Origin of the sequence: Allonocardiopsis opalescens, from assembly GCF_003002095.1 — a bacterium.
In the GTDB taxonomy this organism is placed as follows: Bacteria; Actinomycetota; Actinomycetes; order Streptosporangiales; family Streptosporangiaceae; genus Allonocardiopsis; species Allonocardiopsis opalescens.
Genome location: NZ_PVZC01000010.1, coordinates 235,716 through 253,824 on the forward strand (window position 1 = coordinate 235,716; position 18,109 = coordinate 253,824).

An 18,109-nucleotide genomic window follows, 5' to 3' on the forward strand; every position below is an offset into this window, starting at 1 on the left:
GCGGAGCGGCTGGCGGCGGGCGGGGCGGTGCTCTAGCGTCGACGTGCCCGCGCGGGAGCGGGCCGAGGCCGGAACCCGGCGGGTAGGCGCCGGCGGGCAGGCAGGAGTGCGGCAAGGCGATGGCAGACAAGGACGGTGGGACGATGAGATTCGTCGTGCGCGAGCGCATCTTCGACATCGGCGACGACTACTGGATCGAGGACGAGCGCGGGGAGCGCGTCTTCCTGGTCGACGGCAAGGCGCTGCGCATCAGGGACACCTTCGAGCTCAAGGACCGCGACGACCGGGTGGTGGCCACGATCAAGGCGAAGCTGCTCAGCCTGCGCGGCACCATGACGATCGAGCGCGGCGGCGAGACCGTCGCGACCGTCAAGAAGAAGCTGTTCAGCCCGCTGCGCGAGCGGCTGGACGTGGAGTTCCCCGACGGCCGCGAGTGGGAGGTCTCCGGCGACCTGCTGCACAAGGAGTACCTGATCGAGGGCGACGGCCGGCCGGTGGCCGAGATCTCCCACAAGTGGTTCCGCGTCCGCGACACCTACGGGGTCGACGTCCGCGACGCGACCGTGGACCCCGCCCTGGTGCTGGCGGTCGCCGTGGCCGTCGACTCCCTCACCGACGACGAGGACGACGACTGAGCGCGGGCGCCCGCCCGGCGCGCGCCGGGAGGGGCCGCGGGCGGGCGGGCGCTCAGCCGCGCGGCGCCCGCCGCGGCCCGCCCTGGGTGGCGTAGCCGGCCACGGCGCCCGCGATGGCGCCGAACAGCGCCATCGCCGGCCAGTCCAGCGGCGGCTGGATGTCGGGCAGCAGCGCCGACAGCCCCAGGTAGACGGCCAGCGCGATCAGCGCCGTCCAGCCGGCGCGCTCGCGCACCCCGGTCCAGCGCAGCGCCAGCCAGCCCACCACCGGGGTGGCCACCAGCCGGAAGGCCAGCAGCCCGATGCCCAGGCCGATGTTGGCGCCCACCACGTCGGCGGCCAGCGGGCTGCTGTCGATGAGGGTCGCGGCCCCGAGCCCGACCGCGGCCACGCCCAGGGTGGAGAGCGCGCCGACGGCGGCGGCGCGGCCGATCCGGCCCCAGTCGGGCCAAAAGCGCCCGGATCTGGGCGCGGAGCCGCCGGGGGGCGCGCCCGAGGTGTCGGCCCTTGTCGTCCCGTTGGTGCCTTCGATGCCGTTCATGTCGTCCACTCTCGCTCGGCCGGGGGTGCTGCGCCATGAGTACCGGTGCCCACGAAGCGGGGGCGCAATACTCAGTCCGGCGCGCCGCCGGGCCGTCGCGAACCCGTTCCGCGAGGCGCACCGCGTTGTCGCCGCGCCCTGGTATTCCTTTGGAACCCAGTCGACCACCGCACCCACCGGGGAGACCGCCCGTGCCCAACTACACCCACCTCGCCGAGTTCGCCGGGCTGCCGGTGCTGACCTTCACCGGCGAGGACGACCCCGTCCCGCCCGACGGCCCGCCCGTCGCCTGGCGGGTGTCCACCCTCTCCTACGAGGGCGAGCCCTTCGCCGAGGTCTTCGCCCGCTTCCTGGAGGAGGTCGACACCGCCCGGCTCACCGCACTGATCATCGGCTGCTGGGGCTTCTCCTACGACGTCCACGCCGACGTCCCGCTCGGCCTGCTGACCGACCGCGCCGACCGCTTCCCGGCGCTGCGCTCGCTGTTCTTCGGCGAGTTCACCCAGGAGGAGGCCGAGATCTCCTGGATCAACCAGACCGATGTCTCCCCGCTGCTCACCGCCTTCCCGGAGCTCACCCGGCTGCGGGTGCGCGGCGGCACCGCGCTGCGCTTCTCCCCGGTCGAGCACGCCTCGCTGCGCCATCTGGCCTTCGAGACCGGCGGCCTGCCCGCCGAGGCGGTGCACGGCGTGCTGGAGTCGCGGCTGCCGGGCCTGGAGCACCTGGAGCTGTGGCTGGGCGACGAGAACTACGGCGGCGACACCACCATCGACGATCTGCGGCCGCTGCTGGACGGCGCGCCGTCCTTCCCCGGCCTGCGCGAACTCGGCCTGCGCAACGCCCCCGACACCGACGCGCTGGTCGGGCCGCTGGCGGACTCGGCGCTGCTGCCGCGGCTGCACACCCTGGACCTCTCGCTGGGCACCCTCGGCGACGGCGGCGCCGAGCGCCTGCTGGCCGCCCCGGCCTTCCGCGCGCTGCGCCGCCTCGACCTGCACGGCCAGTACCTCTCCGCCGCGGCGGTGGAGCGGCTGCGCGCGGGCTTCGCCGACTCCGGCGTGGCGGTCGAACTCGGCGACCAGCGGGAGCCCTACAAGTGGCGCGACGGCAGCGAGCGGCGCTACCCGTCCGTCACCGAGTGAGGCCGGCACCGTGAACCCCCGCCCGCACCCCGGCCGGGCCGCCGCGCCGGCGATCGCCGTCGTCGGCGTGCCGGGCGGTCGGCGGCTGGAGCTGTTCGGCGCCGCCGCGCGGGCGGCCGGGCTGCCGGAGCCGGTGGTGCTGCCCTGGCGCGAACTGGCCGCCGGTCCGGTGGCGGTACCGCCCGGCGCGCTGGTGCGCGTCGACTCCCCCGGCGGCGAGCCCGAGACCGAGCGGCTGCTGCGCGGGCTGAAGCGCCCGCTCGACCCGCACCGGGTCGAGGGCACCGCCGCCTGGTACGCCGGGTTCCGGGCGGCCCTGCACCGGCTGGCCGCCGCCGCGGCGGCCGCCCCGGGGGCGCGGCTGGTGCAGGACCCCGCCGAACTCGCGGTCATGTGCGACAAGCGGGCCTGCCAGCAGCGGCTCGGCGAGGCCGGGGTGCCGGTGCCGCCGGCCCTGCCCGGCGGCCCGGTGTCCGGCTACGCCGAGCTGCGGCGGCGGATGGCCGAACACGGCCGGCCCCGCGTGTTCGTCAAGCCCGCCCACGGCTCCTCGGCCTCGGGCGTGGTCGCGCTGACCGCCTGGGGCGAACGGGTGCGCGCCACCACCTCGGTGGAGCTGGTCCGCACCCCGGCGGGGGTCGAGCTCTACAACAACCTGAGGGTGCGCACCTACACCCGCCCGCACGACGCCGCCGCGCTCGTCGACGCGCTGTGCGCCGACGGCGTGCGGGTGGAGGGCTGGCTGCCCAAGGCGTCCCTGGACGGCCGCACCATCGACCTGCGGGTGCTGGTGGTCGCCGGCCGCGCCACCCACACCGTGGTACGCGCGGCCACCGGGCCGATCACCAACCTGCACCTGGGCGCGGAGCGGGGCGACCCGGCGCGGCTGCGCGCGGCGATGGGCGCCGGCCGCTGGCGGTCGGCGCTGGCCGTGGCCGAGCGGGCCGCCGGCTGCTTCCCCGCCACTCTGCACGCCGCCGTCGACCTGCTGGTCTCCCCGTGCCTGCGGCGCTTCGCGGTCTGCGAGGTGAACGCCTTCGGCGACCTGCTGCCCGGGGTGCTGTCGCCGGAGGGCCGCGACTCCTATGCCGAGCAGCTGCACGCCATGTACCCGTCCGCGCCCCCGGGCGCGCTCCAAGTCCGTCCCAGGGAGCCGGTATGCACGCCCTGAGCTCTGAACCCGGCGGTGGGCCGCCCGACATGAACACCGTCGTCGGCTCGCACGACCTCCTGCTGGTCACCCTGGACACCCTGCGCTACGACGTCGCGGCCGAACTGGCCGCGCACGGCCGCACCCCCGTGCTGGCCCGGCTGCTGCCCGGCGGCCGCTGGCAGCGCAGGCACGCCCCGGCGAGCTTCACCTATGCCTCGCACCTGGCGATGCTGGCCGGCTTCCTGCCCACCCCGGCCGAGCCCGGCCCGCACCCGCGGCTGTTCGCCGCCGCCTTCCCCGGCAGCGCCACCACCTCGCCGCGCACCTGGGTGTTCGACGCGCCCGACCTCGTCAGCGGACTGGCGGCGGCCGGGTACCACACCGTGTGCGTCGGCGGCACCGGCTTCTTCAACCGGCTCTCGCCACTGGGCTCGGTGCTGCCGGGCATGTTCGCCGAGAGCCACTGGGAGCCGGAGTTCGGTGTCACCGAACCCGACTCCCTGCGCCACCAGGTGCGCCGTGCCGCCGAGGCGGCCGCCGCCGCCCCGCCCGGCCGGCCGCTGTTCCTGCTGGTGAACGTCTCGGCGCTGCACCAGCCGAACTGGTTCCACCTGCCCGGCGCCCGCGCGTCGGACGGCGACTCCCTCGCCAGCCACGCCGCCGCGCTGGAGTACGTCGACCGAACCATCGGCGGCCTGTTCGCGGCGGCGTCCTCGCGCGGGCGGCCCTGCTTCGCCATCGTCTGCTCCGACCACGGCACCGCCTACGGCGAGGACGGCTACACCGGCCACCGCCTCGGCCACCCCTCGGTGTGGACGGTGCCCTACGCCGAGTTCACCCTCAGACCCCGGGAGGCCGCCGGATGACCCTGCCGCTCGCCGACGGCCGCACCGCGGCCGAGACCGATCCCGACTCCCCCTACCGGCACTACGTCTACGCCTATCCGCACAAGACCGCCTACGAACGGCTGCCCGAGCAGCCCGCGCTGGCCGAGGTCTGGGCCGCCGAGCCCACCGGCGCCCTGGCCCTGTACCTGCACATCCCGTTCTGCGAGATGCGCTGCGGCTTCTGCAACCTGTTCACCCGCGCCCTGCCGCCGGCCGAGACGGTCACCCGCTACCTGGACGCCCTGGCCCGCGAGGCCGAGGCGGTGCGGGCCGCGCTGCCCGGCGCCGCCTTCGCCCGCGCCGCCCTGGGCGGCGGCACCCCCACCTACCTGTCCGCCGCCGAGCTGCACCGCGTCTACGACCTCGCCGAGCAGGTCTCGGGCACCGAGCTGTCCGCGCTTCCCGTCTCGGTCGAGACCTCCCCGGCCACCGCCACCCCCGACCGCCTGGAGGTGCTGGCGGCACGCGGCGCCACCCGGATCAGCATCGGCGTGCAGAGCTTCACCGACGCCGAGGCGCACGCCGCCGGGCGGCCGCAGCACCGCGCCGAGGTCGACCGCGCGCTCGCCGCGATCCGGGCGCACGCCCCCGCCGCCGGGCTCAACATCGACCTGATCTACGGCATGGCGGGCCAGACCGCCGCCGGCTGGCGGTACTCCCTGGACACCGCGCTGGAGTGGAACCCCGAGGAGCTGTACCTGTACCCGCTGTACGTCCGGCCGAAGACCGGCCTGGCCCACCGCGGCGCCGAGTGGGACGACCAGCGGCTGCGCCGCTACCACGAGGGCCGCGAGCACTTGCTGGCCGCCGGCTACCGCCAGGTCTCGATGCGCATGTTCCGGCGCGCCGAGCTCCCGCCCGACGAGGGCCCCGCCTACTGCTGCCAGACCGACGGCATGGTCGGGCTGGGCTGCGGCGCCCGCTCCTACACCGCCGGGCTGCACTACTCCCACGACTACGCCGTCAGCGTCCGCGAGGTCCGCACCATCCTCGACGACTACCTGGCGCGGCCGTCCTTCGAGCGGGTCGAGCGCGGCTTCCGGCTCGACACCGGCGAGCGGCGCCGCCGCCACCTGCTGCAGTCGCTGCTGCAGGCCGAGGGCGTCGCGCTCGCGGCCTACCGCGGCCGCTTCGGCGGCGATCCGCGCGAGCACTTCGCCACCGAGTTCGCGGAGCTCCGGGCGCGCGGCTGGCTGGCCGCCGAGCGGGCCGGCCGGCTCGCCCTCACCGAGACCGGGCTGGCCTACTCCGACACGGTCGGCCCGATGTTCTTCTCGCCCCTCGTCCGGCAGCGGATGGAAGGGCACACCGTCCGGTGAACGCGCTGACCATCCTGTACCGGGGGCCGCTGGCCAGCTGCGACTACGACTGCCCCTACTGCCCCTTCGCCAAGCGGCGCGACTCCCCCGCCCAGCTGCGCGCCGACCGCGCCGCCCTGGCGCGCTTCACCGCCTGGGTCGCCGACGCGCCGCGGACGCTGCCGGACACCGCGGTGTCCGTGCTGTTCACCCCGTGGGGCGAGGGGCTGGTGCGCTCCTGGTACCGGCGCGCCATCGCCGAGCTGAGCCGGCTGCCGCACGTGGAGCGGGTGGCGATCCAGACCAACCTCAGCGGCCGCACCGCCTGGCTGGACGAGTGCGAGCTGGACACGGTGGCGCTGTGGACCACCTACCACCCCGGCCAGGTCGCCCGCGAGCGCTTCCTCGCCCGCTGCGCCGAACTGCTGGAGCGCGGCGTGCGGTTCAGCGTGGGCGTGGTCGGCCTGCCCGGACACCTCGCCGAGGCCCGCGCGGTGCGGGCCGCGCTGCCCCCCGAGGTCTACCTGTGGGTGAACGCCGCCGAGGGGCACCGCTACACCGACGCCGAGGCGGCGCACTGGCAGGCCCTCGACCCGCTGTTCCACCTCAGCCGGCACCCGCACCCCAGCCGGGGCCTGCCCTGCCGCACCGGCCACACCGTCGTCTCCGTCGACGGCGAGGGGGCGGTGCGCCGCTGCCATTTCGTACCCGAGCCGCTGGGCAGCCTCTACGACGGCTCCTTCGCCGCCCGGCTCGCCCCGCGCCCCTGCCCGCTGGAGCGGTGCGACTGCCACATCGGCTACGTCCACCTCGAACCGCTGGACCTCTACGACGTCTTCCGCGGCGGCGTACTGGAACGCATCCCGGCCGGCTGGCCGGCACCGCCCGGCTGAGACCGGTCCCGTCGGCGGCGAGGCGCCCTCGGGCCGATCGCACCTCGGGGTCCTCCATCCCCTGGGCCGGCCACATCCTCGGGATCCCCCGCCCTCGGAGCCGGCCGCACCTCCGGGGCCTCCGCCACGCGTCCCGTCGCACCCGGCCGGTCGCCACCAGAAAGGTCCCTGTCGCAGACCCTCCACCCGCCGGAGACACCCTCCACGACGGTCCCGTCACGACAGGCGACCGCCGCCGCGGGCCCGCACCGGCGCGACGCCGCCCGCCCGACCGCGAGGCGCCCCCGCACCGCCCTCCTGAACCCGCCCGGCCCCGACACCGGTTCCGATCAACTCCGTCCCCGCCCCCGCGCAGCCCCCTCCCGCCCGGGGGGAGCACCCCGACACCAGTCTTTCGCGTCGGGGTGCGCCGGGGCGAGTGCTACCGGCCGGTTGTGGATATCTTCGGGGCCGGGCGGTCGGCCTGTGGACGGGCCGGAGGTCAGTCGACGGCGCGGGCGGCCACCAGCCGGTCGGCGCGCAGCCACACCGGGATGAAGGCCAGGGCCAGGGCGACGGCGGCAAGGCCGCCGGCGACCAGCGGCAGCCACAGCTCGATCCGGCCCAGCCAGCCGCCGGCCAGCGCGCCGAGCGGCATCAGCCCCCAGCCCAGCGTCCGGCGCAGGCCGATGACCCGGCCCAGCAGGGCGTTGGGCACCAGCAGCTGCAGCACCGACTGCTGCGCCACGTTGAACAGGGTCACCCCGAAGGCCGAGGCGGCCAGCAGCACGGCGGCCACCGCCATGTGGGTGCTCAGCCCGGCGGCCGCCACCGACGCCCCGGTCAGCAGCACCGCGGCGGCGGTCACCGGTCCGCGCCCCCAGCGCCCGGTCAGTCGCGACGCCACCAGCGAGCCGGCCAGCGCCCCCAGCGCCGTGCAGGCGAGGAAGAGGCCGTAGCCGGCCGGCGGCACGCCGAGCACCTGCTGCGCGAACAGCACCAGCACCGCCATGCCCATGGTGAACACCACGCCCAGCAGTGAGCCCGCCGCCATCAGGCCGCACAGCACGCGGTGCCGCAGCGCGTAGCGCAGCCCCTCGGCCAGGTCGCCGCCGAAGCTGCGGGGCGCGGCTCCCGCCGCCGGGCGCGCGGCGGGCCGCGGCAGCGCGAGCACGGCGAGGGCGGCCAGGGCGTAGGCGCCCGCGTTGGCCAGCATCGGCGCCGCGGCCAGCAGTGCGAACAGCACGCCGGCCAGCGGCGCGCCGCCGAAGTCCTCGACGACCACCCGGGTGCCCTCCAGCCGCCCGTTGGCGCGGTCGAGGCGGGTGCGCGGCACGATCTCGGGCACGATGGCGCGGGCGGCGCTGTCGTGGAAGGTCTCCGCGGCCACCAGCAGCACGGTGGCGGCGTACAGGGCGGCGATGGTGGCGTGGCCGCTCACCAGCAGCAGGCCGAAGGCCAGTGCCACGGCCGCGCGCACCGCGCCGGACAGCACCATCGCGGTGCGGCGCGGCAGCCGGTCGGCGACCACCCCGGCGGGGATGCCCAGCAGCAGCCACGGCAGGTAGCGCGCGGCCAGTACTCCGGCGACCAGCAGCGGGTCGGCGGTGAGCCCGGCGGCGATCAGCGGCAGCGCGACGAACAGCACGCCGTCGGCAAGGTTGCTGATCGAGAAGGAGAACCACAGCCGGCCGAAGCCGGCGCCCAGCCCGCGCGAGGGCGCCGCCGGGCGCGCGGGCGCCCCGGCCGCGGCCGCGGGACCTCCCTCGCCGCTCATCTGTGCTCGCCCCGGTCGTCCCGCTCCGGTCCGCCGGACGCGTCCAGCACGGGGAAGCCGCTGAGCTGCACCTCCACCCGGCGCGCCGCGGGCTCGTCGCGGCCGTGGGTGCGCTCGCGCCAGCGGTCGAGCACCGCGAACAGGTCGTCGCGCAGCTCCGCCAGCTCGTCGGGGCGCAGGTGCAGGAAGCTGGACGCCTCCACCCCGCCGTCCCATTCGGGGTGGTGCTGCGCCTCGGCCTTCCACCGCTCCAGCCGCCGCAGCCGGTTGCGGTGCCACTCTCCGAGCACCAGCCGGGCGGCGTCGCGGGTGGCCTCGGAGCGCATGAACGCGTGGCCGCTCATCGAGGTGCCGCCCGGAGGCGTCCGCCACCAGCGCTCCCGGCCGCCGGGGTGGTCGGGGTCCTCCTCGATGAAGCCGTAGCGGGCCAGCTGCCGCAGGTGGTAGCTGGTGGCGCCGCTGCTCTCGCCCAGGCGGCGCGCCAGCCGACTGGCGGTGGCCGGGCCGTGGGCGTACAGCGCGTCCCACAGCTGGACGCGCAGCGGGTGGGCGAGGCCGTGCAGCGCCGTGGCGTCGATCTCGCGGCGCTCGGGCGCGGACGGGGCCGCGGGGTCCTGGCTCATGACCGCCACACTATCCAAAGGTTTCTTTGCAATCAATGCTTTGCATTGAACTCTCCGCGCCCGCGGCCCGCGTGCCGCCCCTCCCGGACGGCCCCGGCACCGAAATCCGCTCGCCTTCCGCCGGCGGCGGCTGCCAGGCTGCCGCCATGCAGACCCCCGGCACCGAGGACCCGGCCCGTGCCCGCACCCGCGACGAACTCGCCCGGCTCGTCGCCGCCGGAACGCGGGTGAAGTGGCTGATGTTCTGGGGCCACCGGCCGCGGCGCGACGGCTCGATCGGCCCGGGCGCGCTCAGCCAGTGGTGGCCCGCGTCGTTCACCGTGGACGGCGTGCGCTACGGCAGCGCCGAGCACTGGATGATGGCGGGCAAGGCCCGCCTGTTCGGCGACGAGCCCTCGCTCGCGGCCGTACTCGCCGCCCGCACGCCGGCCGAGGCCAAGAAGCTCGGGCGGCTCGTCCGCGGCTTCGACGAGGCTCGGTGGGCCGCCGCCCGCTTCGAGCTGGTCGTCGCGGGCAACACCGCCAAGTTCGGCCAGGACCCCGCGCTGCGCGCCTACCTGCTCGGCACCGGCGCCCGGGTGCTGGTCGAGGCGAGCCCGCTGGACCGCGTATGGGGCATCGGGCTCGCCGCCGACGACGAGCGCGCCACCGACCCGGCCCGGTGGCGCGGCGCCAACCTGCTCGGCTTCGCGCTGATGGAGGCGCGGGCCCGCCTGGCCGCCCGGGCGCCGGACCGCTAGCGGAACGGCAGGTGCCGCCACGGGCTGTGCGGATGCGACATCAGCACCTGGTGCGGTACCAGCACCGACTCGTACCACAGCCCGAAGGAGTCCTCGTCGAAGCGGAGCAGCCGCCCAAGCGCGTACCCGGACGAGAAGTCCGGCCAGGAGGCGTAGAAGCGGCGGCACTGCTCCCCCGCGCGCAGCGCGTACGCCTCCGCGGCGCGGTGATCGCAGTACCGGGCGGCCACCCCCCAGCGCGCCATGTTCACCGCGCGTCCGAAGTCGTAGCCGATCACCTCGGTGACGTAGCCGTGCGGCGGCAGCAGCCCGTCGGCGCGGAAGCGGTGCTCGTAGCGCTCGACGCGCTCGGCGACCGCCCGCAGCTCCGCTTCGCGCCCGGGGCCGGTCCGCTGCGCGGCGCACCACTGCGCGATCGCCCACTGCCACAACTGCGCGTCGGCGCGCCCGCCGTAGCGGTGCGCGGCCTGGACGCGCAGCCGCAGCACCAGGGTGGCGTCGGGGTCGCCGCCGTCGTCGGCCACCAGCGCCTCGGCCTGCTCGCGCCATTCCTCGGGCGAGGTGATGCCCCAGCTCTCCGCCAGCTGCTCGCGCCGGCCGGCCTCGGTGTCGGCCGGGTCGGTGAAGCTGTTCCACGGCGCGCCGGTGTACACGGCCAGGTGCGCGCCGCACGCCATGGCGTGCGCGACGGGCCCGTAGAGGGGCCCCTGCGGAGCCGCGGTCAGCCGGTTGTGCTCGGACACGGGTCCCCCATCCTGTGCGCGGCGGTGCGCCGATCATAGGAGTTCCGCGACGTCCCACACCGGTCAAATCGTGCGCATCACCTCGCGACCTGGCCGGGCTGCCTCTAGGATCGGCGCGCGGGCGTTGTGCCGCGTGCCCGAGCCACCTCGCACCCGCCCCCCGACCCCCAGTGACGAACGGACAGCGACCGGATGCCCACCGACCTCATCATCGGCTTTCTCACGTTGCTCGCCCTGGAGATCGTCCTCGGCATCGACAACGTGGTCTTCATCTCGATCCTCGCCAACAAGCTGCCCGAGCACCAGCGCGCCAGAGCGCGCAACATCGGCCTCGGCCTCGCTCTGGGCACCCGTGTCCTCCTGCTGCTCGGCATCTCGTGGGTGGTGGGCCTGACCGCCACGATCTTCTCGCTGCCGTTCGAGCTGCCGCACGACGCCCACGAGATATCAGGACGCGACCTGATCCTGCTCGGCGGCGGCCTGTTCCTCCTCGGCAAGGCCACGTTCGAGATCCACGAGAGCCTGGAGGGCGAGGAGGGCCACGCCGGCAAGAAGGTCGCGGCCTCCTTCGGCGCCGTCATCGTGCAGATCCTGCTGCTGGACATCGTCTTCTCCCTCGACTCGGTGATCACCGCGGTCGGCATGGTCGACGAGATCTGGGTCATGATCGCGGCCGTCATCATCGCGGTGATCGTCATGCTCATCTCGGCCGGCCCGCTGAGCAGGTTCGTGCACGAGCACCCCACCGTGAAGATGCTGGCGCTGTCGTTCCTGCTGCTGATCGGCCTGATGCTGGTCGCGGAGAGCTTCGACGTGCACGTGCCCAAGGGCTACATCTACTTCGCGATGGGCTTCTCGGTGGTGGTCGAGCTGCTCAACCTGTGGATGCGCAGGAAGCGCGAGCCGGTGCAGCTCAAGCAGCGCTACTCCGAGGAGAACGCCGAAGTGCTCACCCACCTCGCCAATGTCGCGGCGCGCGGCGCCTCGGGCGGCACCGCCCCGGCCGCCGGCACCGACGCCCCGTCCAGTGGCGCCTCCCCCGCCGAGGGCACCGGCGACGACGGCACCGCCCGTCCCGACCCCGACAAGCCGACCGGCTGACCGCCGCCCGGCGAACGGGCCGAGGGCGCACCGGGAGTTCCCGGTGCGCCCTCGGCGCCTTCCGGCCCGCCGCGGCGGCCGGGTGGTCGCCCGGACGGCCGCCCCCGCTCGCGACGGCCGCCCGGGCGGCTCGCTCAGCCCGGCATCTCCTCCAGGCTGCGGCGCGCGGTCTCGGGCACGGCGCGCTGGACGAAGAAGAACGAGACCACCGCGAACAGCGCGAAGGCGCCGTACACGAAGGTCAGTCCGACGAACTCCGTCCCGACCGGGAAGAGCGTCGTGACCAGGAAGTTGAAGATCCAGTTGGAGGCGGTGCCGATGGCCAGCGCCATCGCGCGCATCCGGTTGGGGAACATCTCGCCCAGCATCACCCACATGACCGGCCCCCAGGTCGCGGCGAAGAAGACCACGAACCAGTTCGCGCCGATCAGCGCGATCAGGCCGTAGGGCTCGGGCAGCGACACCTCCTGGCCGGAGCCGACCTGCTGGGAGAAGGCGAAGGCCATCGCGGCCAGGCCGACGAACATGCCGGCCGATCCGGCCAGCAGCAGGCTGCGCCGCCCCACCCGGTCCACGAAGGCGATCGCGACGAAGGTGAGCACCACGTTGGTGGCGGCGGTGATCACCGAGGCGCTGAAGGAGTCCGCCTCGGTGAAGCCGACCGACTGCCACAGGGTGGTGGAGTAGTAGAAGATCGCGTTGATCCCGGTGAGCTGCTGCAGCGCCGCCATGATGATGCCGACCCACACCAGGGGGTGCAGCCCCAGCCGCGGGCCGCGCAGGTCGGCGAAGGACGAGCGGGCCTCCTTTCGGAGGGTGCCGCGGATCTCGATGACCTTGGCGGACGCGTCGGTCTCGCCGGAGACGTCGGTCAGGACCCGCTCGGCCTCCTCGTCGCGGTGCCTGCCCACCAGGAAGCGCGGCGACTCGGGGATGCCGAGCGCCAGCACGCCGTAGACCACCGAGGGCACCACCCCGACCAGGAACATCCACCGCCAGGCGTCCAGCCCCCACCACAGCGGCGCGCTCGCGCCGCCGGCCGCGCCGGCCACCAGCGCGTCGGAGAACAGCGCCACGAAGATGCCGAGCGTGATCGCCAGCTGCTGCAGCGAGGCGAGCGCGCCGCGCAGCCGGGGCGGGGCGATCTCGGCGATGTAGGCGGGCGCGATCACCGAGGCGATGCCGATGCCCAGGCCGCCGACGAAGCGCCACAGCATCAGGTCCCACACCGCGAAGGCGAGGCCGGAGCCGACGGAGCTGACCGTGAACAGGATCGAGCCCAGCACCATCACCCGCTTGCGGCCCCACGCGTCGGCCAGCCGCCCCGCGTACCAGGCGCCGACCACGCAGCCCAGCAGCGCGATGGAGACGGTGAAGCCCGACAGGGCCGGGGAGAGCGCGAACCGCTCGCCGATCGCGTCGACGGCGCCGTTGATGACGGAGCTGTCGAAGCCGAACAGGAACCCGCCGACGGCGGCCGCGGTGGAGATCCCGATCACCTTGACCGTGTGCGCCCTGGTCGGAGCCGCCGGCGCAGTCTTGGACATCGTCGAACCGCCGCCCTTCACGTCCTCACGCGCCCGCTGCCGGGCGCACCCGTGCGATCTGGGGGTGGCGCTACCCACCGCGCCATGCACCACGCACACCGTGCGCTCCACCCGGCCCGCCAGTCCGTCCAGCACCGTCTTATCGCAGGTCGGAACGGGTGCGGACGCCTCTTGGAGTGTCAGACCCTCCTGCTTGAATCAGACGTGATGGCGAAAACGCACCTGGAGGTACCGGTGAACGCAGGCGCCCCCGAAACCGTGGACCCGGCCCTCGCGACCGGTCCGGCGCACCCCGCCGGGCTCGTCCTTGACCCGCCGCTCGACCTCGACACCGACGACCCCGAGATCCTCGACCTGATCGACCGCTTCGCGCAGGGCACCCGCCTGGCGGTGGCGCAGGCGCGCCGGGCCCGCGCCGAACTGGAGCTGACCCGGCCGCGGGCCCGCAAGTACCTGCGGTTCATCGACTCCGGCAGCTCCGTCTACCGCCGGGAGCTGGCCAAGCAGTTCGGCATGACCCAGCGCGAGTTCGACGGCGTGCTGCGCCGCAAGGCGGTGGTGTGGAAGCGCGAGTGGCTGCCGCGCAAGGGCTACGAGACCTGGTTCGAGCAGGTCAGGGAGGAGCTGCCCAACGGCCGGTTCGTCCGGGTGCTGAAGGTGACGCCTGAGGGGGTCGACGGGATCATGGACCTCTTCGACGCGCTGGGCTACGTGGTGGTCACCGAGGCCGCCTGAGCGTCGGCCAGCCGCTCGCGGATCGTGTCGAGGCACTCCATGATCCCGACCGTCTCCGCGAGCGGCATGGCCGGCGACTCCGTCTCGCCGGCGCGCAGCCGCGCGGCCACCTCCTCGGCCTGGAAGGTGTAGCCGTGGCCGGGGATCTCGCAGCCGAACTCCTCCGGCTCGGCGCCCGCGCGGTGCAGCACCACCGTGGTGGGCCGGTAGAAGGGCGTGGCCACCTCCACCCGCCCGGCCGTGCCCACCACGCTCGCGGTGTGCGCCGACACCGCCTGCAGGCCGCAGTGCAGCAGTGCCACGGCCCCGCCGGGGTAGCCCAGCAGCACGCCGGTATTGGCGTCCACCCCGGTGGGGGCGGGGCTGGCCACGGCGTGCACCTGTGAGGGGGCGCCCAGCAGCATCCAGGCGAAGGACAGCGGGTAGACGCCGAGGTCGAGCAGGGCGCCCCCGCCCAGTTCCGGCGCCCACAGCCGGCCGGCGGGATCGTAGGGCACCGTGATGCCGAAGTCGGCGTGCACCGAGCGCACCTCGCCGATCGCGCCCTCGGCCACCCACTCGCGCAGCCGCGCCACCGCCGGGTTGAAGCGGGTCCACATCGCCTCCATGGCGAACAGCCGCCGCTCGCGCGCCTCGGCCGCCAGCTCGCGGGCCTGCGCGGCCGAGACGGTGAACGGCTTCTCCACCAGGACGTGCCGGCCGCCGCGCAGGCACTCCAGCGCCGCGGCGTGGTGGGCGGTGTGCGGGGTGGCGACGTAGACCACGTCCACGCCGTCGTCGGCGGCCAGCGCCGCATAGCCGGCGTGCGCCCGGGGGATGCCGTGGCGGGCGGCGAAGCGCTCCGCGCTCTCGGCGGTGCGCGAGCCGACGGCGGCGACCTCGTGGCCGGGCAGCCGGAGCAGGTCCTCGGTGAAGACCCCGGCGATGGTGCCGGTGCCCAGAATGCCCCAGCGCACGGGCGCGGTCATGGCGTTCCTCCTGTGGGTGCCGTGGGTCGGCCGGGCTGTGGCGGCCGCGGTCGCGGATGGCCCGGAAGCTCCCGGGGAGGCCGGACCGCCCCAATCATCCCACCGCCGCCTCCCGCGGCGGCGGCCCGGTCCGCCCGCCGCCGCGCGGACCGGGCGTGTCCGCCCACAGCGCAATCCGCGGCGGTGCCATGGCGGCGGTCGCGACGTAATCTCGATTACATGATTACCGAGAAAGCAGTAGAGACCGTCCGCGGCTGGTTCGGCGAGCGGCTGCCGGCCGAGTGGTTCGCCGGCGCCCCCGAGGTCGTGGTCGACCGCGAGGAGATCACCGTCGTCGGCACCCTCGCCGAGCCCGAGACGCCCGACGGCGCCGAAGCGCCCGCCGCCCGGGTGCGCGCCTTCCGCGAGCGCACCCGCGAGCGGCGCATCGAGATCGCCCTGGAGGCGGAGGAGACCTTCGGCCGCAAGGTGTCGTGGGGCGCCGGCGCGGGCGAGCACCGCGAGATGTTCACCACCCTGTCGGTGCCGATGATGACCCGGCTGCGCCAGCCCGAGCGCCAGGTGCTCGACACCCTGGTGGAGGCGGGTGTCGCCCGCAGCCGCAGCCATGCCCTGGCCTGGTGCGTGCGGCTGGTCGGCAGCAATGCCGACGAGTGGCTCGGCGAACTGCGCACCGCGCTCGGCGAGGTGGGCCGGGTGCGCGCCGAGGGGCCCGACGTGTGAGCCGCCGAGCGCCCGCCGGCCCGCTACAGCCGGCCGGCGTCGATGATGCGCTGCAGGAACTGGCGGGTCCTGGGCTCGGCGGGCTCGCCGAGCACCCGCTCCGGCGGCCCCTGCTCCAGGATGGCGCCGTCGTGCAGGAAGCACACCCGGTCGGCCACCTGGCGGGCGAAGCCCATCTCGTGCGTGGCGATCAGCATCGTCATGCCGTCGTCGCGCAGGGTCCGGATCAGGTCGAGCACCTCCCCCACCAGCTCCGGGTCCAGCGCGGAGGTGACCTCGTCGAGCAGCAGCAGCCGCGGCGCGTTCACCAGCGCGCGCACCACGGCGGCCCGCTGCTGCTGCCCGCCCGACAGTCGGTCGGGGAACTCCTTGGCCTTGTCCGCCAGGCCGACGCGCTCCAGCAGGCCCATCGCCTGCGCCTCGGCCTCCGCCCTGGCCCGGCCGTGCACCCGGCGCGGCGCGAGCGTGATGTTGTCCAGCACGGTCATGTGCGGGAACAGGTTGTAGCCCTGGAACACCATCCCGATCCGCCGCCGCACCCGGTCGGGGTCGACGGCGGGGTCGGTGATGTGCTCGCCGTCGAGGCGGATGCTGCCGTCGCTGACGGGTTCGAGCAGGTTGACGCAGCGCAGCAGGGTCGACTTGCCCGAGCCCGATGCGCCGATGAGCACCACCACCTCGTGCTCGGCCACCGTCAGGTCCAGGTCGCGCAGGACCAGGTTGCCGCGGAACTCCTTGCGCACCGCGGCGCACTCCAGCACCGGCGGCGCGCTCACCGGGCCCCCTCCGCCGACTGGCGGCGCGCCGCCCGGGTGGTGACCCAGTCGGTGACCGCGACCAGCGGGATGGCCATCAGCACGAACAGGACGCCCGCCACGATGTAGGGGGTGAAGTTGTAGCTCTGCGCGGTGGCGATCTGCGCGGCGCGGATCGCGTCGATCGGCCCGGCCAGCGAGATGAGGCCCACGTCCTTCTGCAGCGCCACCATGTCGTTCAGCAGCGGCGGGGTGACCCGCCGCACCGCCTGCGGCAGCACCACGAAGCGCATCGACTTGCGGTAGCTCAGCCCCAGCGAGCGCGCTGCGGCCAGCTGGCTGGGGTGCACCGACTCGATGCCGGCGCGGAAGACCTCGGCGATGTAGGCGCCGTAGGTGAGCACCAGCGCGATACCGCCCAGCACCAGCACGCTCGGGGTGCCTTCCAACCGCAGCCCGGGCACCCCGAAGGTCATCAGGTACAGCACGATGATCAGCGGCGCGCCGCGGAAGCCGTAGGTGTAGGAGACGGCCAGCGCCCGCAGCGGGAAGAACACCGGGCCGCGCAGGGTGCGCAGCAGCGCGATGACCAGGCCGAGCAGCAGCGCGCCGGCCGCGCAGAACAGCAGCAGCCGGATGTTGAGCAGCAGGCCGGTGAACACCTCGGGCAGCGCCCGCCAGGCCTCCTCGGGGTCGAAGAAGGTCTCATGGACCCGCTCCCAGCCCGGCGAGCCGGTGACGGCGACCACCAGCAGCACGCCCACGACGGCGGTGGACGCGGCCGCGACCAGCACCGAGCGGCGGGTCTGCCTGCGGTGGTGGCGCTCGCGCCGCAGCTGCAGCTCGCTGGGCCGGTAGACCTCGCCGCCCGGCCGGTCCGCCTCGGTCACGACAGCTCGGGGGCGCCGGCGGCCTCCGCCAGCCACTGCCGCTCCAGCTCGGCCAGGGTGCCGTCCTCGCGCAATCCGTCGACGGCGGCGGTGACGCAGTCGGTGAGCGGGGAGCCCAGGTCCAGGACCAGGCCGAACTGCTCGGCGGCGCCCTCGATGGGCGGCAGCTGGCCCACCACGACGCCGCCGTCCAGCTGCGCGCCGGTCATGTAGAAGGCGGTGGGCACGTCGACCACGATGCCGTCGACCTCGCCGTTCTCCAGCGCCAGCCGCGCGTCGTCGTTGTTGTTGAACACCGACGGTTCCTCGTTCGGCTGGATCAGCTCGGTGACGGCCTGGTAGCTGGTGGTGCCCACCTGGGCGCCCAGCCGGGCGTCGGCCAGGTCGGCGATGGAGGCGGCGTCCTCGATCGAGGTGCCCTCCATCGTGATGACGGCCTGGCGCACGTCGTAGTAGGACGAGGAGAAGTCGACCGCCTCGCGCCGCTCCTCGGTGATCGAGAACTGGTTGATGTCGAAGTCGAAGGGCTTCGGCCCGGGCGCGATCGCGGTGTTGAAGGCGACGGTGGTCCAGGCGACCTGGTCGGCGGAGTAGCCCAGCCGCTCGGCCACGGCGTAGGCGACCGCCGACTCGTAGCCCTCGCCGTTGGCGGGGTCGTCGTCCACGAACCACGGCGGGTAGGCGGGCGCGTCGGTGCCGATGGTGAGGACGCCCTCCTCCAGGGTGGGCAGCGCGCCCGGCTCGCACGCGGTGGCGCTCGGCGAGCCGCCCGCCGCGGGCTCCTCGTCCACCGGGGCGCAGGCCGCGGCCGCCGCGACGGCGGCGAGGCCGGCCAGCGCCGCCAGGGCCGACGGGAACCTGACCGGCGGCGTCGCCCGCCGCCGGAGCCGACTACTGCGCATGAGAACCGCTCCACCCCGTGACCGTGAGACGCCGGGCCGCGGACGCGGCCCGGCGGGCATCACGAGGATAGACAACC

General features: G+C 74.8%; 19 protein-coding genes. 10 read left to right on the plus strand and 9 right to left on the minus strand.

The features are described from left to right. Positions 1 to 143 precede the first annotated feature (143 nt). Positions 144 to 635 (plus strand): LURP-one-related/scramblase family protein, encoded by a 492-nt coding sequence (locus CLV72_RS28750; RefSeq protein ID WP_106252736.1) that lies wholly within the window; start codon positions 144 to 146, stop codon positions 633 to 635. 52 nt (positions 636 to 687) lie between these two features. On the opposite strand, the gene CLV72_RS28755 is transcribed toward CLV72_RS28750, so the two are convergent. Then, entirely contained in the window at positions 688 to 1,176 is a 489-nt protein-coding gene (locus tag CLV72_RS28755; RefSeq protein ID WP_146159607.1) for a hypothetical protein, read from the minus strand. Positions 1,177 to 1,367: 191 nt separating this feature from the next. On the opposite strand from CLV72_RS28755, the gene CLV72_RS28760 reads away from it, so the two are divergent. The 5 genes from CLV72_RS28760 to CLV72_RS28780 are packed head-to-tail and all read left to right on the plus strand — an operon-like array spanning position 1,368 to position 6,549. After that, positions 1,368 to 2,318 (plus strand): STM4015 family protein, encoded by a 951-nt coding sequence (locus CLV72_RS28760; RefSeq protein WP_106252740.1) that lies wholly within the window; start codon positions 1,368 to 1,370, stop codon positions 2,316 to 2,318. Between the two features lie 10 nt (positions 2,319 to 2,328). After that, positions 2,329 to 3,489 carry an STM4014 family protein gene (locus CLV72_RS28765; protein WP_245930505.1) on the plus strand — a complete coding sequence of 387 codons (1,161 nt, stop codon included), beginning with the start codon at positions 2,329 to 2,331 and terminating at the stop codon, positions 3,487 to 3,489. Then, positions 3,477 to 4,337 (plus strand): STM4013/SEN3800 family hydrolase, encoded by an 861-nt coding sequence (locus CLV72_RS28770; protein WP_106252742.1) that lies wholly within the window; start codon positions 3,477 to 3,479, stop codon positions 4,335 to 4,337. Before CLV72_RS28765 ends, CLV72_RS28770 begins: the two co-directional genes overlap by 13 nt. Then, positions 4,334 to 5,677, plus strand: coding sequence for an STM4012 family radical SAM protein (locus CLV72_RS28775; RefSeq protein ID WP_106252744.1), 1,344 nt, complete (start codon positions 4,334 to 4,336; stop codon positions 5,675 to 5,677). Before CLV72_RS28770 ends, CLV72_RS28775 begins: the two co-directional genes overlap by 4 nt. Continuing rightward, positions 5,674 to 6,549 (plus strand): STM4011 family radical SAM protein, encoded by an 876-nt coding sequence (locus CLV72_RS28780; protein ID WP_106252746.1) that lies wholly within the window; start codon positions 5,674 to 5,676, stop codon positions 6,547 to 6,549. Before CLV72_RS28775 ends, CLV72_RS28780 begins: the two co-directional genes overlap by 4 nt. 481 nt (positions 6,550 to 7,030) lie before the next feature. On the opposite strand, the gene CLV72_RS28785 is transcribed toward CLV72_RS28780, so the two are convergent. After that, positions 7,031 to 8,305, minus strand: coding sequence for an MFS transporter (locus CLV72_RS28785; RefSeq protein ID WP_106252748.1), 1,275 nt, complete (start codon positions 8,303 to 8,305; stop codon positions 7,031 to 7,033). Next, positions 8,302 to 8,928: a helix-turn-helix domain-containing protein gene (locus CLV72_RS28790; RefSeq protein WP_146159608.1), complete on the minus strand. Its 627-nt coding sequence runs from the start codon at positions 8,926 to 8,928 to the stop codon at positions 8,302 to 8,304. The genes CLV72_RS28785 and CLV72_RS28790 overlap by 4 nt, the downstream gene beginning before the upstream one ends. 146 nt (positions 8,929 to 9,074) lie before the next feature. On the opposite strand from CLV72_RS28790, the gene CLV72_RS28795 reads away from it, so the two are divergent. Continuing rightward, a complete protein-coding gene (locus CLV72_RS28795) occupies positions 9,075 to 9,668 on the plus strand; it encodes a riboflavin biosynthesis intermediates N-glycosidase (protein ID WP_106253041.1) in 594 nt (197 codons plus the stop codon). On the opposite strand, the gene CLV72_RS28800 is transcribed toward CLV72_RS28795, so the two are convergent. Next, positions 9,665 to 10,411 carry a DUF1266 domain-containing protein gene (locus CLV72_RS28800; protein ID WP_106252752.1) on the minus strand — a complete coding sequence of 249 codons (747 nt, stop codon included), beginning with the start codon at positions 10,409 to 10,411 and terminating at the stop codon, positions 9,665 to 9,667. The two genes, CLV72_RS28795 and CLV72_RS28800, sit on opposite strands and share 4 nt — an antisense overlap. A gap of 192 nt (positions 10,412 to 10,603) precedes the next feature. On the opposite strand from CLV72_RS28800, the gene CLV72_RS28805 reads away from it, so the two are divergent. Continuing rightward, positions 10,604 to 11,512 (plus strand): TerC family protein, encoded by a 909-nt coding sequence (locus CLV72_RS28805; RefSeq protein ID WP_106252754.1) that lies wholly within the window; start codon positions 10,604 to 10,606, stop codon positions 11,510 to 11,512. 134 nt (positions 11,513 to 11,646) lie between these two features. Here the strand turns inward: CLV72_RS28805 and CLV72_RS28810 are convergent, their stop codons facing one another. Continuing rightward, positions 11,647 to 13,059, minus strand: a complete 1,413-nt coding sequence (locus CLV72_RS28810; protein ID WP_106252756.1) for a sugar porter family MFS transporter — start codon at positions 13,057 to 13,059, stop codon at positions 11,647 to 11,649. Positions 13,060 to 13,266: 207 nt separating this feature from the next. On the opposite strand from CLV72_RS28810, the gene CLV72_RS28815 reads away from it, so the two are divergent. After that, a complete protein-coding gene (locus tag CLV72_RS28815) occupies positions 13,267 to 13,794 on the plus strand; it encodes a phage antirepressor KilAC domain-containing protein (protein WP_170141160.1) in 528 nt (175 codons plus the stop codon). On the opposite strand, the gene CLV72_RS28820 is transcribed toward CLV72_RS28815, so the two are convergent. Continuing rightward, complete coding sequence (locus CLV72_RS28820; RefSeq protein WP_106252762.1) at positions 13,767 to 14,762, minus strand: Gfo/Idh/MocA family protein; 996 nt, start codon at positions 14,760 to 14,762, stop codon at positions 13,767 to 13,769. The two genes, CLV72_RS28815 and CLV72_RS28820, sit on opposite strands and share 28 nt — an antisense overlap. A 219-nt stretch (positions 14,763 to 14,981) precedes the next feature. On the opposite strand from CLV72_RS28820, the gene CLV72_RS28825 reads away from it, so the two are divergent. Further along, positions 14,982 to 15,485, plus strand: coding sequence for a hypothetical protein (locus tag CLV72_RS28825; RefSeq protein WP_106252764.1), 504 nt, complete (start codon positions 14,982 to 14,984; stop codon positions 15,483 to 15,485). Between the two features lie 23 nt (positions 15,486 to 15,508). Here the strand turns inward: CLV72_RS28825 and CLV72_RS28830 are convergent, their stop codons facing one another. The 3 genes from CLV72_RS28830 to CLV72_RS28840 are packed head-to-tail and all read right to left on the minus strand — an operon-like array spanning position 15,509 to position 18,032. Then, positions 15,509 to 16,261 carry an amino acid ABC transporter ATP-binding protein gene (locus tag CLV72_RS28830; RefSeq protein WP_281262447.1) on the minus strand — a complete coding sequence of 251 codons (753 nt, stop codon included), beginning with the start codon at positions 16,259 to 16,261 and terminating at the stop codon, positions 15,509 to 15,511. After that, entirely contained in the window at positions 16,258 to 17,130 is an 873-nt protein-coding gene (locus CLV72_RS28835; RefSeq protein ID WP_106252767.1) for an amino acid ABC transporter permease, read from the minus strand. The genes CLV72_RS28830 and CLV72_RS28835 overlap by 4 nt, the downstream gene beginning before the upstream one ends. After that, on the minus strand, positions 17,127 to 18,032 hold the full coding sequence (locus tag CLV72_RS28840) for an ABC transporter substrate-binding protein (RefSeq protein ID WP_106252769.1): 906 nt from the start codon (positions 18,030 to 18,032) through the stop codon (positions 17,127 to 17,129). The genes CLV72_RS28835 and CLV72_RS28840 overlap by 4 nt, the downstream gene beginning before the upstream one ends. Between the last annotated feature and the right edge of the window lie 77 nt (positions 18,033 to 18,109).